We start from the raw sequence: 18,857 nt of genomic DNA on the forward strand, positions 1-18,857 counted from the left end.
GCTCCGTGGATGGAATGAGGGCTGTCTCGCAAGGCGCGTTGCAGCGGCAAGTCTACGTCTGTATACTTCCGATTCGTGATCATGTCTACAGGCGTATACTAAGGAGGAGTCATGCCTGCCAAAAAGGGGGGTGCTGAAAAAGGGGGCGCAGAAAAGCGGCCTGCCGAAAAGGAAGGGCGCCGCCGCGATGCGAGCGCCACGCGCGCCGCAATTCTTGAGTCCGCACGCTCCGCCTTCATCGCTTCGGGATATGAAGGCGCCGGTGTGCGCGAGATCGCCGAAGGGGCCGGGGTTACGGCGATGCTGATCAACCGCTATTTCGGTTCGAAGGAGGGGCTCTTTGCCGAAGTGCTGTCCACCGCCAACCAACGGCCGATCATCGCCACGCCGGAGACGCTCTGCGCACCGGACCGGGCAGCGCGCATCGCAAGCGCGCTTTTGAAGGTGACGGAACCGGAGGCAACCGCGCTCGACGGCTTCCTCATCATGCTCCGCTCGATCTCCAACGAGCGCGCGGTCGATATCGCGCGACAGGTGGTCGAAAGCCACCACCAGAAGAACGTCACTGAGGCGCTTTCAGGCCCGGATGCAGGTCAGCGCGCGGCGCTGCTGATGTCGCTCGTCGCCGGCGTGCAGATCATGCGCCAGGTGGTGGGGCTGGAAGCGCTGAACAAGGGGCATGACGCCGAGATCGAGCGCCTGCTCGGTGATCTCGTCGCCAGGCTTGTCGATGAATAGGGGGTGCCTCCGTGCGCTCCGGCAGGGATCGCAGGCCTCTCACGGAGGCAGGCTTGGAGCGCGGGGGTCTATTTCGGGGCGTTCATATCGAACACGACCCAACGGAAGAACAGGTAGATCGCGCCGAAACTGAGGAGGAGAGGTGTGAGCACGGAAAGGTCAAGCATCTCATTGCCTTTGTTTTTAAGCTGCATCATGCAGCCAAGCTAATTTGCCACGGCAAGTGTTAATGGCCGGTGCATGCGGACGCGGCCGACCTCCAAAATTGCTCTGGTATCTGCCGCTTGACCTCAACCATGCTTGAGCTCCTAAAAGCCTCTCCATCGGCGTTGGCCCGAACGCCATCTCCGGCCCGGATCCGGCCCGAGGAGCCAGCAATACGCGACATGGAGGATGCATGACCGAGCAACTGCTTTTCCGAAACCTGATGAGGATTACTCCCGGCCATCTCGAACCGTTCCGCGAGGCGGTGCGCAGCGCGATCGCCTTCGTCGAAGAGCATGCGCCGCAGTTGATGGTGCAGACGTTCATCGACGAGAAAGAGATGCAGGCGGTGAGCATCCAGCTCTACCGCAATTCTGAGGACGTGCTCCGGCACTGGCAAATGTCGGATGCACACATCAACGACGTCTCCGCCCACTGCACGGTGGAGCGGCTCGAGGTCTATGGCAATCCGAGCAAAGAGGTGGCCGCGGGGCTGGCGCCGTTCATCAACGATGGCCGCGGTTCCATCATGCCGTCGCTTGTCGGGTTCTCGCGGTTCTAGCGATAGGGACTGCGACGCGCCGGAGAGCCGGCGCGTCGCGCGCAGATCAGCCTGACGGAGCCATTGCGGGTCGTTGCCGCGAGGCCTGCCACAACACCAGCAGCGCGACCGCGAGAAGCAGCGCGTCTGCAGTCGGCATGGCGAACCAGATGCCGGGTTCGCCAAAGGTCGACGCGTAGAGTGCGACCAGCGGCATGGTGAAGAGATAGGGCCTGGCAAGCCCAAGGATCGCCGCCCGGCGCGCATCGCCGATCGCCTGGAAATAGCTGCCGAGCATGATCAGCGGTCCGGAGAAGACGTACATCGCGACCATCACCGGCATGATGCGCGCGACGTCGGCGATGACCGCATCGCTGTCGACGAAGGTCGCGCCAATCGGCCTGGCAAAGCCGAGGAGCAGCACCTCGACGGCGAGGCAGTAGAAGAACGCCACAAGCATGCCAAGCCACAGCATCCTTTCTGCCCGGTCCGCGAGGCCGGCGCCGACATTGTTGCCGACGATCGCCTGCATCGCCTGGCTCAGGCCCAAGAGCGGCAGCAGCGCGAAGGTCATGATGCGGGTGATGATGCCGTAGGCGGTGACCGTGGTGGCGTAGTTTTCGGCCGCCGTCTTCTGCAGCGCCGCCATGATCGTCACCGACACCAGCGCCATGCCGATGAAGCCGAGGCTCTGGGGGCTGCCCAGCGCGATCATGCGGCTCCATCCCGTCAGCGGATTATGCCGGAGGAGGCCGGAGAGCCGCATTTCCGTGCGTCCGAACAGGCGGAAGAGGGCGATGAGGCCGAGCGCGAGGAGCTGCGCCAGCACGGTGCCGGTCGCGGACCCCGCGACACCCATGTCCAGCAGCGCGATCAGCACATAGTTGAGGGCAAGGTTTGCGAGCGAGACCAGCAGGCTGAAGCCGGCCATCAGCCCGGCGCGTCCCTCGCATCGGAGCGCATCCGATTGCACCGCCAGCAGGAACTGGACGGGCGCGCAAAAGATGATGATCGCGATATAGCGCTCGGCCATGCCGGCGAGCGGCCCCGGACCATTGGTGAGCGTCAGCACCAGGCGGTCGCCAAAGGCTGCGAACAGCGCGATCAGTGCAACAGCGATCGTCAGCGCCAGCATGTGGGCGCCGGCGAAGACGCCGCGGGCTTCAGCAAAGCGGCCGGCGCCGAGATGGCGGGCAAGCAGGCTCGCCATGCCGCTGACGACGAGGGTGGCCAGCGCCACGGTGAGAATGAAGATCGGAAACACCGTGGTCACGGCGCCGACGGCTTCGGCGCCGACATAGATGCCGAGCATGATGGCATCCGCCACCGTCAACAGCCCGTTCATGCTCATGACGAAGATGATCGGCAGCGCCGTTTTCAAGAAGATCGCGCCGAGCGGCGCGGTCAAGTAGGCATTCGGCTTGGAGGTGTCCTTGGACATCCCGCACTCCTGTTCTCGCATTTCGATTGGGAAGAGGAGGGGCTCGCATTGCCTGCCACACGAAATGCGATCGGGGCGAGAGGATATCGTCAGAAGTCAGATTTCACCGAGACTGGAAGCCTGCGAGCGGCGGGGATCTGAAGCCCGGAAAGGGAGGTAGCGCCAAGCCGCATCGCCGTCAAGCCGGGGGAAGATGACCCTTGCGCGTCATGAGACAAGCGTGCCTTGCCGTAGTCGCTATGGGCCTGTTCGCGCAGCTTTCTCGGACGGTTTGCGCAACAATGTTCCGAGAAAGCGCCGGATCGTGTAACGAAAAGCCGTTGACGCCTCAGGCATTTGTGTTTATCAACTCGGCCCATGAAAAATTTTGCGGTTATTCTTGTGGTGGGACGGCGCATGGGCAGGATGGTGTAACCATCCGGCGGTAGCCACCCATGCGCTGAACGAGGCTCCTGACGGGGCCTTTTTTTATGCCTTCAAACAAGCTAAGCACCCAACTGGGAAAAGGGACGGAAGCAAGTCAATGAGCGGTACAGAAAACCAGATGACAGGCGCGGAGATCGTTCTCCAGGCACTGAAGGACAATGGCGTCGAGCATATCTTCGGCTATCCCGGTGGCGCCGTGCTTCCGATCTACGACGAAATCCACCAGCAGGACGATATCCAGCACATCCTCGTTCGCCACGAGCAGGGCGCCGGCCACATGGCCGAAGGCTATGCCCGCTCCACCGGCAAGGTCGGCGTCATGCTGGTCACCTCCGGCCCAGGTGCTACCAATGCGGTGACGCCGCTGCAGGACGCGCTGATGGATTCGATCCCGCTCGTCTGCATCTCCGGCCAGGTTCCGACCTCGCTGATCGGCTCCGACGCATTCCAGGAATGCGACACGATCGGCATCACCCGGCCGTGCACCAAGCACAACTGGCTGGTTCGCGACGTCAACGATCTCGCCCGCATCATCCATGAGGCCTTCCGCGTCGCACAGTCCGGCCGTCCGGGTCCTGTCGTTGTCGATATCCCGAAGGACGTCCAGTTTGCGACCGGCACCTACACGCCGCCGTCTGCCGTCCCGACCCAGAAGAGCTACCAGCCGAAGAAGCAGGGCGATCTGAAGAAGATCGAGGAAGCGGTCGAACTGATGCGCAATGCGCGCCAGCCGATCATCTATTCGGGCGGCGGCGTCATCAACTCCGGCCCCGAAGCCTCGCATCTGCTGCGCGAATTGGTCGAGCTCACTGGTTTCCCGATCACCTCGACGCTGATGGGGCTTGGCGCCTACCCGGCCTCCGGCAAGGCCTGGCTCGGCATGCTCGGCATGCACGGCACCTATGAGGCCAACATGGCGATGCATGACTGCGATGTCATGATCTGCATCGGCGCCCGCTTCGACGACCGCATCACCGGCCGCCTCAACGCGTTTTCGCCGAACTCCAAGAAGATCCACATCGACATCGACCCGTCGTCGATCAACAAGAACGTCCGCGTCGACGTGCCGATCCTCGGCGATGTCGGCACGGTTCTGGAAGACATGGTTCGCCTCTGGCGCGCCGCTTCCAAGTCGACCGACAAGGCACGTCTCTCGGACTGGTGGGAGATGATCACGAAGTGGCGCGCCCGCAATTCGCTCGCCTATGCGCCCAACGACGACGTCATCATGCCGCAATATGCGATCCAGCGGCTCTATGAGCTGAGCAAGGACCGCGACACCTACATCACCACGGAAGTCGGCCAGCATCAGATGTGGGCAGCCCAGTTCTTCGGCTTCGAGCAGCCGAACCGCTGGATGACCTCGGGCGGCCTCGGCACCATGGGCTACGGCTTCCCGGCGGCGATCGGCGTGCAGGTCGCGCACCCGAACAGCCTCGTCGTCGACATCGCCGGTGACGCCTCGATCCAGATGTGCATCCAGGAAATGTCCTGCGCGGTCCAGTACGGCCTGCCGGTCAAGATCTTCATCCTCAACAACCAGTACATGGGTATGGTGCGCCAGTGGCAGCAGCTGCTTCACGGCAACCGCCTGTCGCATTCCTACACCGAAGCGATGCCTGACTTCGTCAAGCTGGCGGAAGCCTATGGCGGCGTCGGCATCCGTTGCGACAAGCCGAGCGAGCTCGATGCAGCGATCCGCAAGATGATCGACACGCCGGCGCCGGTTATCTTCGATTGCCGCGTCGCCAACCTCGCCAACTGCTTCCCGATGATCCCCTCGGGCAAGGCCCACAACGAGATGCTGTTGCCCGACGAAGCCACGGACGAAGCGGTCGCCAACGCGATCGACGCCAAGGGCCGTCAGCTGGTCTGAGATAGGTAGAGGAACCACTCACATGAACGCACACCTTCAACCGACCGGCTCCGCCTACTTCATCGCCAAGGAGACCGAAGTCGCCGAAACCCACACGCTTTCGGTTCTCGTCGACAACGAACCGGGCGTCCTTGCCCGCGTCATCGGCCTGTTCTCCGGCCGCGGCTACAACATCGAGAGCCTCACGGTTTCGGAAACGGAACACGAGGCGCACCTGTCGCGCATCACCATCGTGACGCGCGGCACGCCGCACGTGCTCGACCAGATCAAGAACCAGCTGGAACGGCTGGTTCCGGTCCACCGCGTCGTCGACCTGACCGTGCGCGCCGCAAGCCTCGGCCACGACCGGCCGATCGAGCGCGAACTGGCGCTCGTCAAGGTACACGGCTCGGGCGACCACCGCGTCGAGGCTCTGCGCCTTGCCGACGCCTTCCGCGCCTCGGTCATCGACGCCAACATCGATCACTTCGTCTTCGAAATCACCGGCAAGCCGTCGAAGATCGAGCAGTTCATCGCCATCATGAAGCCGCTCGGCCTCATCGAGGTCTGCCGCACCGGCATCGCAGCGATGAACCGCGGCCCGCAGGGCATGTGATTTTGCCGAGGTGAGGGGGCTCGCGTGCATTCTTGCGCGCGAGATTTTCCGAGCGGAATTGCTCCTCGCACTTTGTGCGGAGGCTGCCCCTCACCCCAGCCCTCTCCCCGCAGGCGGGGAGAGGGGGCGCTCGCACCCAGCGAGCCGCTTCTTTCCTCCTTCATGGTGACCGTCCATCAAAGGCACGCTTCTGCTGAAGATGCTAAGCGCTCGCGGTTCAAGGGAACCGGGCGCCCGCTGCACGTTTCCTTCTCCCCGCTTGGGGGAGAAGGTGGCCGGCAGGCAGGATGAGGGGCCGCCGCAGTTGCAGCCGAAACCTCCCGGCCGGCCGGATGATCGGTGCACGTGCATGCGACCGAAGCCGCCAGACGTCACGCGCGTGGTTGACTTCGCACGGCATTTCTCGCCGAGTATTCCCTCAGAAGATTTCTCACGATCGCAGGTGCCTGATGAATTCTACCAAGATGAAGGCCTTGGTCCTTACGAGATATCGTGGTTCCGATGCCGCGGAGTTGCGCGACGTGCGGCGCCCACGCGCAGCGCGCGGCGAGGTGCTTGTCCGAGTGCATGCCGCCGGCCTCAATCCGGTCGACTACAAGACGCGCGACGGCATGCTGAAAGTCGTCCAGCGCTATCCCTTGCCTGTCGTCATGGGCAACGAACTCTCAGGCGTCGTCGAGGAACTGGGAGAAGGCGTCGCGTCGTTTGCGCCGGGCGACCGGGTCTTTGCGCGCATGCCCAAAGACACCATGGGGGGCCTTGCTGAGTATGCCGTCGTGCCCGAACAATTCCTGGCGAAGATGCCTGCATCGATCGACTTCAACACGGCAGCCGGCGTGCCGCTTGCCGGCCTTACCGCCTTGCAGGCGCTGCGCGACGAGCTTCATGTGGGGCGGGGCAGCCGGATCTTCATCCCCGGTGGCGCCGGCGGTGTGGGTACTTTCGCCATTCAGCTGGCGAAATGGCTGGGCGCGGAGGTCACGACGACCGCATCGCCCCGCGGCCGCGCGCTGGTCGAGGCGCTCGGCGCCGACGTGGTGATCGACTACACGAAGGAGCGCTTCGAGGAGCGCTTGCGCGACATGGACGGCGCCTTCGATCTGCTGGGCGGCGAGACGCTCCTAAAATCCTTCGGCGTCGTCAAGCGCGGCGGCAAGGTGGTTTCCATCGCCGGCATGCCCGAGCCCGAAACCGCGCGAAAGGATCTCGGCCGCGGGCTGTTCCTCAGGGCGCTGTTCTGGCTTGCGTCCTATAAGATACGCGCCGTCGCCCGGAAACACGGCGTCTCCTACCGCTACCTCTTCATGCATCCTGATGGTGCCGAGCTTGCCGAACTCGCAGGCCTCATCGACGCCGGGACGGTCAGGCCGGTGATCGACCGCGTGTTTGCACTGAACGATGTCGCCGAAGCCTTCGCCTATCTGGAATCCGGTCGCGCCAAGGGCAAGGTGGTGGTGGAGATTGCGGGCGTCACTGCGTGATCGACGCTTGCGGTGGCGGTTCTTTGCGATAAACCGCAGCGCGCAGAAGGCAGACGTTTCGTGAGGATGGTCCCTCACTCCCTTTCTCTCAGGGACGGGCAGGTTGCCAACGGCCTATCGGAGCGAGTGAATGCGTATTTCCATTTCACCGCAAGTCCACTGGTCTTAGGCTGTCACAGACCTGGTATGCTCTTGGTTTGGTCGGCGATGAAATCGCAAAATCGCCGAACGCGAAGCGGTATCATCGAGCCGAAGGCGTGCACCACGTTGAGAGGCTGCGGCGGCAGGTCCAGTTCAGTGGAGATATCGATCAGCCGGCCGTCGTTCAACTCGTCCTGAACCACACACTTCATGAGCAGTGCCGCCCCCAGACCGTGGAGTGCCGCTGCCCGCAGTGCCTGCCCGGTATCGCAATCCACGCGGCCCTGCGGTGAAAACTGCTTGCCGCCCGCAAAGACCATCGGGCTCGGATGACCACGCACGATGTATCGGGCGAAGGGAAGAGCCGACGCCTCGTCTACTGAACGCGGCTTGCCGTGTTTCTCGAGGTAAGCTGGAGACGCGACGATCACCATGTTGACATTCGCTAGCTTTCGTACGCGCAGTTCGCCTTGGCCACCGCCGCCCACGCGGAAGGCCACGTCGTAATCCTCCCGGATCAAATCAACTTGCCGGTCTGCGAGCCCCACCTCCAGCTTGATGGCGGGAAAGGCCGATGCGAAATCTCGAAATATCGGGGTCAAGAAGTAGCGGGCAAGATCGCTTGGCATGCTGAACCGAATTCTGCCGGCGAGCGTGTCCTCACGGCTGGCGACCTCGTCCGACGTATCAAGCTGGCGCAGGAGAGGAGCAACCTTGTCGAACAAGGATTGCCCTTCGAAGGTTAGAACCAATGCTCGCGTTGACCTCAGAAACAGGCGGGCCCTGACCAAGGTCTCCAACCTTCCGACGCTCCTCGAGACGGCAGACGGCGATGTCCTCAGGATCTTGGCCGCAGCGCTGAACGAACCGCTCTCCACGGTCCTGACGAACGCGATCAAGCCAGGCGTCTCGTTCAGCAGATTGGGCATCTACACCTCGCAGGCACATGTCATGTGCTCATGAACCCGCTAATGCGCCGTCCAAGGCATCTCTATCTCCATGACACCTAACATGGAGACGAAAATGAAGACACTTCAAGGAAAGGTCGCCGTCATTACTGGCGGCAACAGCGGCATCGGAAAGGCGACCGCCAAGCTCTTTGCCGAAGAAGGCGCCCAGGTCATCATCACGGCTCGACGCCAGGACCTTCTAGATCAAGCCGTTCAGGAAATCGGCTTCGGCGCGATCGGCATCCAGGGTGACGTGGCTGATCTCGCCCATCATCGGGCGGTCGCGGGCACAGTTGCGGAACGATTTGGCGCGGTCGATATCTACCTTGCCAACGCGGGCGTGATCGACCTCAAACCGACCGACGCAATCTCCGAAGAAGCCTATGACCGGCATTTTTCCATCAACACCAAGGGCGTCTTCTTCGGCGTTCAAGCCATCGCTCCCATCATGAACGAGGGCGGGAGCATCATCATCACCAGTTCGCTGGCGGCGACCAAGGTTCTCCCGAACCATAGCGTCTATGCCGGTTCCAAAGCTGCCGCAGCCGCGTTCGCGCGCAACTGGGCGATCGAGTTCAAGTCGCGCCGCATTCGCGTGAATGTTCTCAGCCCGGGGCCGACGGACACGGAAATCCTTGGAAAGCTCGGAATCTCCGAGGTTGAACGCGGCCCCTTTATCGAGCACATGGCCGAGACGATCCCGGCTGGCCGGCTGGGCACGTCCGGGGAGCTTGCCAGTGCGGCACTCTTCCTCGCTTCGGATGCCGGTCGCTTCGTCAACGGCATCGAACTCCACGTCGACGGCGGAATGTTGCTTGTCTGACGGATAGCGGATGTCGCCGAACAGCAGCGAGGGCGTTTGATTGAACCGTCATCGATGTTGCACCGACTGCGCGTCCGGCGCGCAGTCGGGCCGAGCGGCTGAGGGCGCGGTCAACGTTATCGCGAGGCTTCTCTCAAATCATCTCCAGCGACCGCTTGCGCTTCGGCGGCGGGAAGGCGTGGTCGAGGGCGGCGAGGTCTTCGGCGGTCAGGTGGATGTCCATTGCGTCGCGGTTTTCGCGGAGGCGGTCGGCCGAGCCGGTCTTGGGGATCGAGATGACGCCGGGGCGGGTCTTGAGGAAGGCAAGGGCGATCTGGGAGGGCGTCGCCTGATGCGCCTTGGCGATGTGAATGAGATCGGGGTGGCGCAAGAGCCGACCCTCGTCGAGCGGAGAATAGGCCATGATGGCGATGCCTTGGCTCTGGCACCAGGGCAAAAGGTCGTATTCGATGCCGCGGCGTGACAGGTTGTAGAGCACCTGGTTGACGGCGACGTTTTTGCCATCCGGCACGTCCAGCAGCTCCTCCATGTCGTCGACATCGAAGTTCGAGACGCCCCAGGCGCCGATCTTGCCTGATTTCTTCAACGCCTCGAAGGCGGCAACCGTTTCCGCCAGCGGGTAGCCGCCGCGCCAGTGCAGGAGGTAGAGATCGATATGGTCGACGCCGAGATGCTTCAGGCTGCGCGCGCAGGCGGCCTCGGTGCCAATGCGGCTGGCGTTGGACGGCAGCACCTTGCTGACGATGAAGGCCTCGTCGCGGCGCCCGCGCACCGCTTCGCCGACCACGCGCTCCGAGGCGCCGTTGCCATACATTTCGGCCGTGTCTATCAGCGTCAGGCCGAGATCGAGGCCGAGCTGCAGGCTCTTCACCTCATCGGTCTTGCGTGCTGCGCTGTCGCCCATGCGCCAGGTGCCTTGGCCGAGAACCGGGATCGAGCGGCCGTCGGGAAGTGTCGTCGTCGGGATCGGATCATGCATGCTGTTCTCCTCGCGGCCGAAATTGCCCACAGCGGCCGCAGCTTTCAAGATGCGCCTCTCACGCTGTAGCACTTTGACGTGCGCCCTGTTGCTATCCGTAAAAGCGGAAACGCTTTCAGGAAATCGGCGGGTAGCGGGCAATCTAGCGCATCCCGCCGGTCTTTCGAGCCTTCATCCGGCAAGCCGCCCGCGCTCTTTTTCCATGCGCTGCAGGATCTCGACGAAGGCGCGCACGCGCGCCGGGCGGAAATGGGAGGGTGGATAGACGACATGGATACCGCCCGAGGGCAGCGACCAGTCGGAAAGCAACCGCACCAGCCGGCCTTCGGCGATGTCGGTTCGCACCTGATAGTCCGGCAGCACGGCAAGGCCGATGCCGGCGACAGCGCAGCAGTGGGCGGAATCGGTGCTGTCGGCGGTCACCAGCGCCTTGCCGTGGATTGCCGCCCCGTTGCCGGAAGCATGCGTGAAGGTCCATTCCAGCGGCGCCTTCAGCGCGCCGTTGGCGATCCAGTCTGCCTCCATCAATTGATTGGGGTGCGTGATGTCCCCGAGCTTTGCGGCATAGGCGGGCGCTGCGACGAGGTGCTGCTGAAACGTGCCGATGCGTTTTGCCCGTTCGCTGGAATCCACCAGCCAGCCGGCGCGAATGGCGAGATCGAGGCGGTTCTCGATCATGTCGAGAACCGTGTCGTTGAAGCTCAGCTCCACCCGCATGGCGGGATAGGTCGCGAGATAGGCGGCCACGGCGTTGGTTACGACCTTGGCGCCATAGTCGAGCGGTGCCGTCAGCGTCAGCGTGCCGCTCGGGATCTCGGTTTCAGCCGAGACCGCGCCGACGGCCTCATTGGCATCGCGCAGGATCAGCGCGCAGCGCTCGTAGAAGCGCTGGCCGGTGGCGGTCGGGCTTAGCCGCCGGGTGGTGCGCACGAGCAGGGTGGTGCCCAGCTCCTTTTCGAGTTGGGCGACCTGATGGCTGACGGCGGCTTTGGCAAGCCCGAGCCGTTCGGCAGCCGCGGTGAAAGAGCCGCACTCGACTACGGCAACAAAATGCGAGAGGCGATTTAAGTTTACAGTCATTCGAAACTCTTCGCGATTGTCTGAAGTTGTCAGACAGTCTGTTCGGACTGCCGGGCTTTTTCAAGAGCGCCCGTGCCGTCATCCTGCCGGGCACGACAAAAGCCCAAGGAGACCCCATGCAGATCCAGTTGACCCGGCGGACCGCACTCAAGACGGCAGCGGCGGCCGGCGCCGCCATCCTCATTCAGCCGGTCGGTGGCCGCTTTGCCAATGCGGCCGCAGCGCTCGAATGGCGCTATTTCCAGGCGGATGATGCCGGCTTCAACCGTACACCGGTGCTGCTGACCGGAAAGAGCGAGGCGATCCTGATCGATGGCGGCTTCACGTTTTCCGACGGCCGGGCGGTGGCCGAGGCAATCAAGGCAACGGGCAAGCGGCTGACGACCATCTATGTCAGCTGCAACGATCCGGATTTCTATTTCAGCCTCAAGCCGATCGTCGAAGCCTTTCCGGATGCGAAGGTTATCGGCGCTTCAGCGACCGTCGAGGCGATCAAGGCCAATGTTGAAGGAAAGCTTGAAACCTGGGGGGCGCAGTTGAAGGACAATGGCCCGCAGACGCTCGCCGATGTGGTGATGCCGACGCCCGACGACCGCACCGCGTTGACGCTCGAAGGCGGCACGATCGAGATCGTCACGATCGAGGGGATGATGGACCGGCGCTATCTCTTCGTGCCGGAACTGCAGGCGATTTTCGGTGGCGTGCTCGTCTATTCCGGCTCGCATGTCTGGGTGGCCGACGAGGCGACGGCGGAAGGGCGGCAGAAATGGATCGAGGCGCTCGATGCCATGGCGACGCGCAAGCCCGCGATCGTCGTGCCGGCGCACAAGAGTGCTGGCGGGCCGGAGGGCGTCGAGGCCGTCCGCTTCACCCGCGATTATCTCGCAGCCTTCAACGAGGCGGCGGCCGCCGCCAAGGACAGCGGCGAGCTGATCGCAGCGATGACAAAGCGCTATCCGGATCTGCCCGGCGTCTCGACGCTCGAGCTCGGCGCCAAGGTCGCCAAGGGCGAGATGAAGTGGGGCTGAGGCCGACCACCGTTCCTGCACAGGCGAGGCGGCGACCGGTCACATGAATGTACGGATGCTGAAAACGGTGCGCACCAAGACCAAGGACACTGTTACTTTAGGAGTTCAAAGGCGCGAACAAATCCCGGAAACGCATTGGTAGCGACGCCCGTCGCGTAGATTTCGGCTGTGCCGTCGCTGCTGCATGTGATGGCGATTGTGCCGTCGATTTGGAGAAATAGAGCGACTGCGCCACCGTCCCACGGCACCAGCTTCCAGTCCCTTCCACCTGTGACGAGACGCATGACCTCCTGCTGCACCTTCTGACATTCGGTGAAGGATGGCGTTGTCATAGACTGCCTCTCCTCTGATCGCGCCATGGCTGGGGCCGTGAACACGAAAGTGGCGAGAGCGGCAATAATCGTCCTCCTCATTGTGGCCTCCTACCCACGTGCATGACAGCGAGAGTACACACACGGCTGAGGCTGGACAACGACGGGCTTGGGCGCGTTGTCATCGCATTGCCACCCCATCACCGAGGCCTCTCGGCAGGCCGCTCAATCGACCCGACTGGTCGCTTCCTTGCTCCGACCATCTACCGTTGAGCCGGAGCCCGAGAGGCGTGTAGGGACCCTGATGGCCTCAAGTAAGATTCCGCCAGGCCCATCCCACCGGGGCCCGGCACGACATAACGGGGTCTGAGGGACGCAGGGCCCAGGCGGATACCCTAGCGCTGCCCTAGGTCCAAAGCCGCACGAACGTTGTAGCCAAATTGCTGTATTATAACGGTTTTTTGGCAATTTATCGCCGAGGGGAAACTTGTCACCATGACAAGTTCGCGGCTGATGCCGGCTAATAGGTCAATTATGCTGACCCAATTGACCGGGAGGAAACCATGCAGGCCGATACGCTGCTGGCGCTGTTTTTGTTCGCATTCACCACTTCGATCACGCCGGGGCCGAACAACATGATGCTGTTCGCGTCGGGCGTGAATTTCGGTTTCGTGCGCACCATCCCGCATATGCTGGGCATCGGCGCCGGCTTCTTCCTGCTGCTCATCGCCGTCGGTTTCGGCCTCGGTGCGCTGCTCCATTCCATGCCGGTCGTTTACACGGCGCTGAAGTTCGCAGGCGGTGCCTATCTCATCTGGATCGCCTGGAAGATCGGCACCTCGCGTTCGCTGTCCGAAGGCAAGGCCAGCGCACAACCGATGACCTTCATCGGGGCTGCCGCCTTCCAATGGGTCAATCCCAAGGCGTGGGTCATGGCGGTGTCAGCGATGGCGACCTATACCAGCAGCGAAAGCTACCTCTTCAGCGTGCTCGTCGTCGGCGTCGTCTTTGCGCTCGTCAACGTGCCGAGCGTTTCCACCTGGGCGGGCTTCGGTTCGGCGCTGCGCCAATGGCTCTCGGAACCGTCGCGGCTGAAATGGTTCAACATCACCATGGCGGTGCTTCTCGTCATCAGCCTCTGGCCGATGCTAAAATAGTGCGAATTGTGGTTTCATCAGCATCAGCCAGAAGATGCCGGTGACGGCAAAGAAGGCCGGGAAGCCGCAGGCAAACCAGATGGCATAGAGCCGGTCGAACTCCGGTGGTAGCGGCGCACCGTTGGCCGTTGCAAGCCGGGCGAGATCGCGCAGCCGCAGCTGGATCCAAACGACCGGCAGCCAGAAGAGGCCGGTGACGACATAGAGGATCAGCGACAGCGCGATCCATCCTTCCGTCAGCGACCAGCCGATACTCGTCGCCAGCAGGTAACCGGTGATCGGCTGGAGCAGCACCGCTGTCGCGGTGAAGACCGTGTCGGCGACGACCACCGTTGCGGCGACGTGCGCGATCAGCCGGGCATCGCGCGTGCGCCTGGCCATCAGCATGAAGAAGGCGATACCAGCGCCGGTGCCGAAGAGCACCGCGGCACCGATCACATGGGCAAGGCGCAGCAGATCTTCGAGCGGCATCAGCGTTCATCCAGTATGGCCAGCGTCGCCAGCGTGAGAAGCAGCGACGGCAGCACCTTGACGAGCGGCCCGAGCGGATCCGCCCAAAGTTGGGGTTCGACGAGGGTAGCGGAGGCGAGATAGGCGACCGACAGTGCGAGCATGCCTAGATGGCGCAGATGATACATTCGGAGCTGCGTGGCAAATGATCGCCGGCAGCGGAAGTCGGCTTGCTCGGTGGCCTGGTACGAACCGCATCGGGCCAGACTTGTTATGGTGACAATTGCGGGTACCCGCGGGCGTTGAAATCGATTTCGAATCCGGGGTTTATGCGCTACGACTTTATGAGGAGGCAGCGCCATCTTTGTGCCTGTGATGGCACGGCGTTGCGAGGAGCCAGGCAATGTCCGAACACCATCACGATCACCACGATCACGACCATCACCACGACAACCATTTCACCGACATGGAAGCGCGGGTGAAGGCGCTGGAGACGGTGCTGACAGAGAAGGGGTTGATCGACCCGGCGGCGATCGATGCGATCGTCGAGACCTATGAGACGAAGATCGGTCCGCGCAACGGCGCGCGTGTGGTCGCCAAGGCCTGGGTGGATCCGGAATTTGCCGAGTGGCTGAAGCGCGATGCGACGGAAGCGATCGCCAGCCTGAGTTATACCGGCCGGCAGGGCGAGCATATGCGCGCCGTGTTCAACACGCCCGAAACGCATAACCTCGTCGTCTGCACGCTCTGTTCCTGTTACCCCTGGTCGGTGCTCGGTCTGCCGCCGGTCTGGTACAAGGCGCCGCCCTATCGTTCGCGCGCCGTCATCGATCCGCGCGGTGTGCTCCAGGAATTCGGCCTGACGCTTCCCGAGACGACGCGCATTCGCGTTTGGGATTCGACGGCGGAACTGCGTTATCTCGTGATCCCCGAGCGCCCGGCAGGGACGGAAGGGTTCAGCGAGGACGAGCTTGCTGCCCTCGTCACCCGCGACGCGATGATCGGCACGGGCCTGGCACTTTCCGCGGAGGTGCTTCGATGAACGGTCCACACGATCTCGGCGGCGCCCACGGCCTCGGCCCGGTGGCGCCTGAAAAGGACGAGCCCTACTTCCATGCGGAGTGGGAAAAGCGGGCGCTCGGCGTCACGCTTTCCTGCGGCGCCTTTGGCGCCTGGACGATCGACGAAAGCCGGCATGCGCGCGAAAACTTGGCCCCGGCGACCTATCTTTCGGCGAGCTATTACGAGATCTGGACGCGGGCGCTCGAAACCCTGTTGAAGCGCCACGGCTTCGTAACCCAGGCCGAACTCGACGGCGGCCACAGGCTGGAACAGGGTGCGGCGCCGAAACGGGTGCTGAAGGCCGACATGGTGGCGGGCGTGCTCGCCAAAGGCGGCCCCTGCGATCGTCCGGTCGAGGGGCGCCCACGCTTTGCCGCCGGCGACCGGGTGCGCACGAAAAACTTCAATCCGGAGACCCATACGCGCCTGCCGCGCTATGCCCGTGCCAAGCTCGGCCGGGTCGAGGCGGTGCAGGGCTCTTTCGTCTTTCCTGACGACAACGCCCATGGCCGCGGCGAAAATCCACAATGGGTCTACACGGTCGTTTTCGATGGGCCGGAGATCTGGGGCGAGGGCGCCGACCCGACGCTGACCGTCTCGATCGATGCCTGGGAGAGCTATCTTGAGCACGTGTAAGGTGACATCGCCGCTGATTGCCTCGGCCGAACTGCCGAAATCATCGGAGGGCGATCCGGTCTTTGCCGAGCCCTGGCAGGCGAACGCCTTCGCCATGACAGTGCGCCTGCACGAAAAGGGTGTGTTCTCCTGGCCCGAATGGGCAGAAGCGCTTTCGGCCGAACTTTACAAACCCGGCCGCAAGGCCGATGCCAGCGACTATTACGACTGCTGGGTGGCCGCACTCTCGCGCCTCGTCACGGAGCTTTCGCTCGCCTCCGGTCGAGAACTGGAAGACCTGACGCTGAGCTGGCAGCGCGCGGCGGAAGCAACGCCGCACGGGCAACCGATCGTCAGAGAGAACGATCCGCTCAGGTAGGCCCTTCAACGGCCGCTTGCAGATCTGCCCCTCATCCTAACCTTCTCCCCGCTTGCGGGGAGAAGGGACGTGGACTGCGGCGAGCGTCACCACCCGTTCTTGACCGTGAGTAACGAGGCGATGGAAGCGAACGCTGGTCCGAGTGGGTGCCACACGTGTCCTTCTCCCCGCGGGGCGGGGAGAAGATGGTCGGCAGACCGGATGAGGGGCCATCGCTTAACGCTACGTGAAGCGACCATCACGCGTAGTAAGCTGCCTGATCCAGATCGGTGAGCAGGTCAGGCCCAACAGGTTTCCACCCGAGCAAGGCTCGCGTCCGGGCGCTGGACGCGGCCATGTTGCCGCCGGCCATGCCGGCAAACCAGCCGAAATGCGCGGGCGGGCGGGCTTCGACCGGCAGGCCGAGATTTCGGCCGATGATCTCGGCGATCTGTCGGAACGGGATCTTTTCGTCCGCCACAGCGTGGTAGACGCTCTCGCTCGTGCCGCTTTCAAGCGCAAGCCGATAGACCCGTGCTGCATCATCCCGGTAGACGCCCGACCAGCAATTGGCGCCATCATCCAGATACGCCGAAACACCCGTCTGGCGCGCAAGACGCACGAGGATCGGGACGAAGCCATAATCACCCAGGCCGTGAACCGAAGGCGCGAGCCGGACCGTTGCCGCCCGAATGCCGCGCTCGGCAAGGGCACGGGCAGCGGCTTCGGATTTGCGCGGCACGGCGGCATTGGGCCGATCAGTTTCCGTGGCACCGAGCGGCAGCCCGGCGAGACCCGAGGTTACGAGTAGCGGCCGATCCGATCCGGCGAGACCCTCACCCAGAAGCGCGATGACGCGCTGATCCTCGGTCGCACTTTCCAGGAAACTGGAAAAGCCCTGGTCGAGCGGGCCATGGACGAAGTCATGCCTGAAGGCCGTGTGAATGACGGCATCGGCTTGCCCTGCGGCCCGCTGCAGGATCGCCGCGGACTCAAGCCCGCCTTCGACGACCGAAGCCCCGGTTGCGGCGAGGGTTGCGGCCTTTTCCCTGGAGCGTGCCAGGCCGGACACGCTGTGCCCCGCCGCGATCAGGTCCTTGACCACGGCCGACCCGACCCAGCCGGTCGCGCCCGTTACGAATACATGCATTGCAGTTCTCCTTGATGTGGTGCCCTTGCGTGGGCGTAAACGCCGGCGCTCAACCGAAACGATGGCGCCGATCAGGCGAGGCGCATCGTCACTTCGATGTCCTCGGCAAACGGTGTCGACAGGTAGGTGCCGGCGGCCGAACGGATGTAGTCGAGATATTCCGGGCAACTGTCGGCGTCGTCGGCGATGATCAGGGCGCCTGGACGCAGGCGAGGCTCGATCAGCTTGAAGACGTCGAGATAGATCGGTTTTGCCCCGTCGAGCAGCACCAGATCGATCGCGTCGGGAAGGTCGGTGAAAGTCGTCAGCGCGTCACCCTGCCGGATCTCGACGAGATCCTCGAGACCGGCTGCGGTGAGGTTCTGTCCGGCCCGCGCCACCTTCGCCGGTTCGAATTCGCTGGTGATCAGCTCGCCGCCGCCGTTGTCGCGCAGCGCCGCTGCGAGAAAGAGCGTCGAAATGCCGAAGGACGTTCCGAACTCGACGATCCGGCGGGCGCGGCTTGCGCAGGCGAGCATGTAGAGGAGGTTGCCGGTCTCACGCGAAACCGGAAGCCACAGATCCTTCAAGAGCCCGTAGAGCTGCAGATATTCGGTCTTGCTGTGCAGCAATCGTTCGCGTTCGCTTGCGGACAGTTGCGCGACTGCGGGGCTGGTCGCGGCATCGGCCTCGTCGAACAGGCGGTCGAGAAGGCCCTTGAGAGGCTGGCTGGTGAGCGTGGTCATCGGATGTTCCTTCGTTTTCGATGGGCTTGCGTTCACGAGAAAAATACGAATAATTCGTCGCATTCTCTAATCGCATTGCGGACGGTGCCAATGTCCAACAGATCAAGTGCCCGTATTTCTTCACGAAAAGCGCCCAAGCAGGCGCGTTCGAACGAGCTGGTGAAGGCCATTCTCCAGGCTGCTGTTCAGGTTTTGGAGGAGGAGGGAGCGCAACGATTTACCACGGCCCGCGTCGCGGAACGGGCGGGCGTCAGCGTCGGGTCGCTGTACCAGTATTTTCCCAACAAGGGCGCGATCCTGTTCCGCCTGCAAAGCGACGAATGGCGGCAGACGTCGGGGCTGCTGGCGACGATCCTCAGTGACGGGTCGCAGTCGCCGCTCGATCGGCTGCGGTCGCTGGTTCACGCCTTCCTGCGCTCGGAATGCGAGGAAGCGGCCGTTCGGGTTGCCCTGGGCGACGCGGCACCCCTTTATCGCGATGCGCCCGAAGCCCGGGAAGCCAGGGAGGCCAACGATCCGCTCATCGACCAGTTCATGATCGAGCTTCTTCCGAACGCACCCACCGACCTCAGGGAACTTGCCGGTGACCTGATCATGACGACGATGACGACGGTGGGGAAGGACTTTTCGGGAACGGCGCGCAGCGATGCGGAGATCGAGGCCTATGCGGATGCGATGGCCGACATGTTCTCGGCCTATCTCGTGGCGAAGGGCGCCGGCACCTGA

General features: G+C 63.2%; 20 protein-coding genes and 1 pseudogene. 12 read left to right on the plus strand and 9 right to left on the minus strand.

The features are described from left to right. Window positions 1-111: 111 nt before the first annotated feature. Entirely contained in the window at window positions 112-738 is a 627-nt protein-coding gene (locus IB262_RS36400) for a TetR/AcrR family transcriptional regulator (RefSeq protein ID WP_112974913.1), read from the plus strand. A gap of 397 nt (window positions 739-1,135) precedes the next feature. Continuing rightward, window positions 1,136-1,504, plus strand: a complete 369-nt coding sequence (locus IB262_RS01265; protein ID WP_060515977.1) for a hypothetical protein — start codon at window positions 1,136-1,138, stop codon at window positions 1,502-1,504. Window positions 1,505-1,550: 46 nt separating this feature from the next. Here the strand turns inward: IB262_RS01265 and IB262_RS01270 are convergent, their stop codons facing one another. Continuing rightward, window positions 1,551-2,924, minus strand: a complete 1,374-nt coding sequence (locus tag IB262_RS01270; RefSeq protein WP_210333211.1) for an MATE family efflux transporter — start codon at window positions 2,922-2,924, stop codon at window positions 1,551-1,553. A 523-nt stretch (window positions 2,925-3,447) separates the two neighbouring features. Here IB262_RS01270 and IB262_RS01275 point away from each other — a divergent pair. The 3 genes from IB262_RS01275 (at window position 3,448) to IB262_RS01285 (ending at window position 7,302) form a co-directional block, all read left to right on the plus strand. Then, a complete protein-coding gene (locus IB262_RS01275) occupies window positions 3,448-5,226 on the plus strand; it encodes an acetolactate synthase 3 large subunit (RefSeq protein ID WP_034792684.1) in 1,779 nt (592 codons plus the stop codon). Between the two features lie 22 nt (window positions 5,227-5,248). Continuing rightward, window positions 5,249-5,821 carry an acetolactate synthase small subunit gene (gene ilvN, locus IB262_RS01280; RefSeq protein ID WP_034792687.1) on the plus strand — a complete coding sequence of 191 codons (573 nt, stop codon included), beginning with the start codon at window positions 5,249-5,251 and terminating at the stop codon, window positions 5,819-5,821. A 449-nt stretch (window positions 5,822-6,270) separates the two neighbouring features. Next, window positions 6,271-7,302 carry an NADP-dependent oxidoreductase gene (locus tag IB262_RS01285; protein ID WP_234798700.1) on the plus strand — a complete coding sequence of 344 codons (1,032 nt, stop codon included), beginning with the start codon at window positions 6,271-6,273 and terminating at the stop codon, window positions 7,300-7,302. Window positions 7,303-7,475: 173 nt separating this feature from the next. Here the strand turns inward: IB262_RS01285 and IB262_RS01290 are convergent, their stop codons facing one another. Further along, window positions 7,476-8,372, minus strand: a complete 897-nt coding sequence (locus IB262_RS01290; RefSeq protein ID WP_034792690.1) for a LysR family transcriptional regulator — start codon at window positions 8,370-8,372, stop codon at window positions 7,476-7,478. A 94-nt stretch (window positions 8,373-8,466) separates the two neighbouring features. On the opposite strand from IB262_RS01290, the gene IB262_RS01295 reads away from it, so the two are divergent. Next, window positions 8,467-9,216 (plus strand): glucose 1-dehydrogenase, encoded by a 750-nt coding sequence (locus IB262_RS01295; protein ID WP_112974982.1) that lies wholly within the window; start codon window positions 8,467-8,469, stop codon window positions 9,214-9,216. A gap of 133 nt (window positions 9,217-9,349) precedes the next feature. Here IB262_RS01295 and IB262_RS01300 read toward each other — a convergent pair whose 3' ends face one another. Next, window positions 9,350-10,195, minus strand: coding sequence for an aldo/keto reductase (locus IB262_RS01300; RefSeq protein WP_090294459.1), 846 nt, complete (start codon window positions 10,193-10,195; stop codon window positions 9,350-9,352). A 171-nt stretch (window positions 10,196-10,366) separates the two neighbouring features. Beyond that, on the minus strand, window positions 10,367-11,275 hold the full coding sequence (locus IB262_RS01305) for a LysR family transcriptional regulator (protein WP_112974911.1): 909 nt from the start codon (window positions 11,273-11,275) through the stop codon (window positions 10,367-10,369). A gap of 116 nt (window positions 11,276-11,391) precedes the next feature. Between IB262_RS01305 and IB262_RS01310 the strand changes: the two genes are divergently transcribed. Continuing rightward, the gene (locus IB262_RS01310) at window positions 11,392-12,303 is read left to right on the plus strand and encodes an MBL fold metallo-hydrolase (protein WP_112974981.1); all 912 of its coding nucleotides are present in this window, start codon (window positions 11,392-11,394) and stop codon (window positions 12,301-12,303) included. 92 nt (window positions 12,304-12,395) lie between these two features. Here the strand turns inward: IB262_RS01310 and IB262_RS01315 are convergent, their stop codons facing one another. Next, window positions 12,396-12,635 carry a hypothetical protein gene (locus tag IB262_RS01315; RefSeq protein WP_127889203.1) on the minus strand — a complete coding sequence of 80 codons (240 nt, stop codon included), beginning with the start codon at window positions 12,633-12,635 and terminating at the stop codon, window positions 12,396-12,398. Window positions 12,636-13,177: 542 nt separating this feature from the next. Between IB262_RS01315 and IB262_RS01320 the strand changes: the two genes are divergently transcribed. Next, the gene (locus IB262_RS01320) at window positions 13,178-13,771 is read left to right on the plus strand and encodes a LysE family translocator (RefSeq protein WP_112974910.1); all 594 of its coding nucleotides are present in this window, start codon (window positions 13,178-13,180) and stop codon (window positions 13,769-13,771) included. On the opposite strand, the gene IB262_RS01325 is transcribed toward IB262_RS01320, so the two are convergent. Continuing rightward, window positions 13,763-14,242 carry a DUF2269 domain-containing protein gene (locus IB262_RS01325; protein WP_112974909.1) on the minus strand — a complete coding sequence of 160 codons (480 nt, stop codon included), beginning with the start codon at window positions 14,240-14,242 and terminating at the stop codon, window positions 13,763-13,765. The genes IB262_RS01320 and IB262_RS01325 overlap by 9 nt on opposite strands. After that, window positions 14,242-14,397, minus strand: a pseudogene (locus tag IB262_RS35840) (DoxX-like family protein); the annotation flags it as partial. The gene IB262_RS01325 and the pseudogene IB262_RS35840, both read right to left, overlap by 1 nt. A 227-nt stretch (window positions 14,398-14,624) precedes the next feature. On the opposite strand from IB262_RS35840, the gene nthA reads away from it, so the two are divergent. The 3 genes from nthA to IB262_RS01345 are packed head-to-tail and all read left to right on the plus strand — an operon-like array spanning window position 14,625 to window position 16,277. Continuing rightward, window positions 14,625-15,263 (plus strand): nitrile hydratase subunit alpha, encoded by a 639-nt coding sequence (nthA, locus tag IB262_RS01335; protein WP_060582730.1) that lies wholly within the window; start codon window positions 14,625-14,627, stop codon window positions 15,261-15,263. Beyond that, the gene (gene nthB / locus IB262_RS01340; protein ID WP_034792719.1) at window positions 15,260-15,919 is read left to right on the plus strand and encodes a nitrile hydratase subunit beta; all 660 of its coding nucleotides are present in this window, start codon (window positions 15,260-15,262) and stop codon (window positions 15,917-15,919) included. Before nthA ends, nthB begins: the two co-directional genes overlap by 4 nt. Further along, window positions 15,888-16,277: a nitrile hydratase accessory protein gene (locus IB262_RS01345; RefSeq protein WP_112974907.1), complete on the plus strand. Its 390-nt coding sequence runs from the start codon at window positions 15,888-15,890 to the stop codon at window positions 16,275-16,277. The genes nthB and IB262_RS01345 overlap by 32 nt, the downstream gene beginning before the upstream one ends. Before the next feature lie 238 nt (window positions 16,278-16,515). Here IB262_RS01345 and IB262_RS01350 read toward each other — a convergent pair whose 3' ends face one another. After that, window positions 16,516-17,406, minus strand: a complete 891-nt coding sequence (locus IB262_RS01350) for an SDR family oxidoreductase (protein ID WP_112974906.1) — start codon at window positions 17,404-17,406, stop codon at window positions 16,516-16,518. A 71-nt stretch (window positions 17,407-17,477) separates the two neighbouring features. Then, the gene (locus IB262_RS01355) at window positions 17,478-18,131 is read right to left on the minus strand and encodes a class I SAM-dependent methyltransferase (RefSeq protein WP_112974980.1); all 654 of its coding nucleotides are present in this window, start codon (window positions 18,129-18,131) and stop codon (window positions 17,478-17,480) included. Between the two features lie 90 nt (window positions 18,132-18,221). On the opposite strand from IB262_RS01355, the gene IB262_RS01360 reads away from it, so the two are divergent. Next, the gene (locus IB262_RS01360) at window positions 18,222-18,857 is read left to right on the plus strand and encodes a TetR family transcriptional regulator (protein ID WP_112974905.1); all 636 of its coding nucleotides are present in this window, start codon (window positions 18,222-18,224) and stop codon (window positions 18,855-18,857) included.

Origin of the sequence: Ensifer sp. ENS02 (genome assembly GCF_014851885.1) — a bacterium.
GTDB lineage: Bacteria > Pseudomonadota > Alphaproteobacteria > Rhizobiales > Rhizobiaceae > Ensifer > Ensifer adhaerens.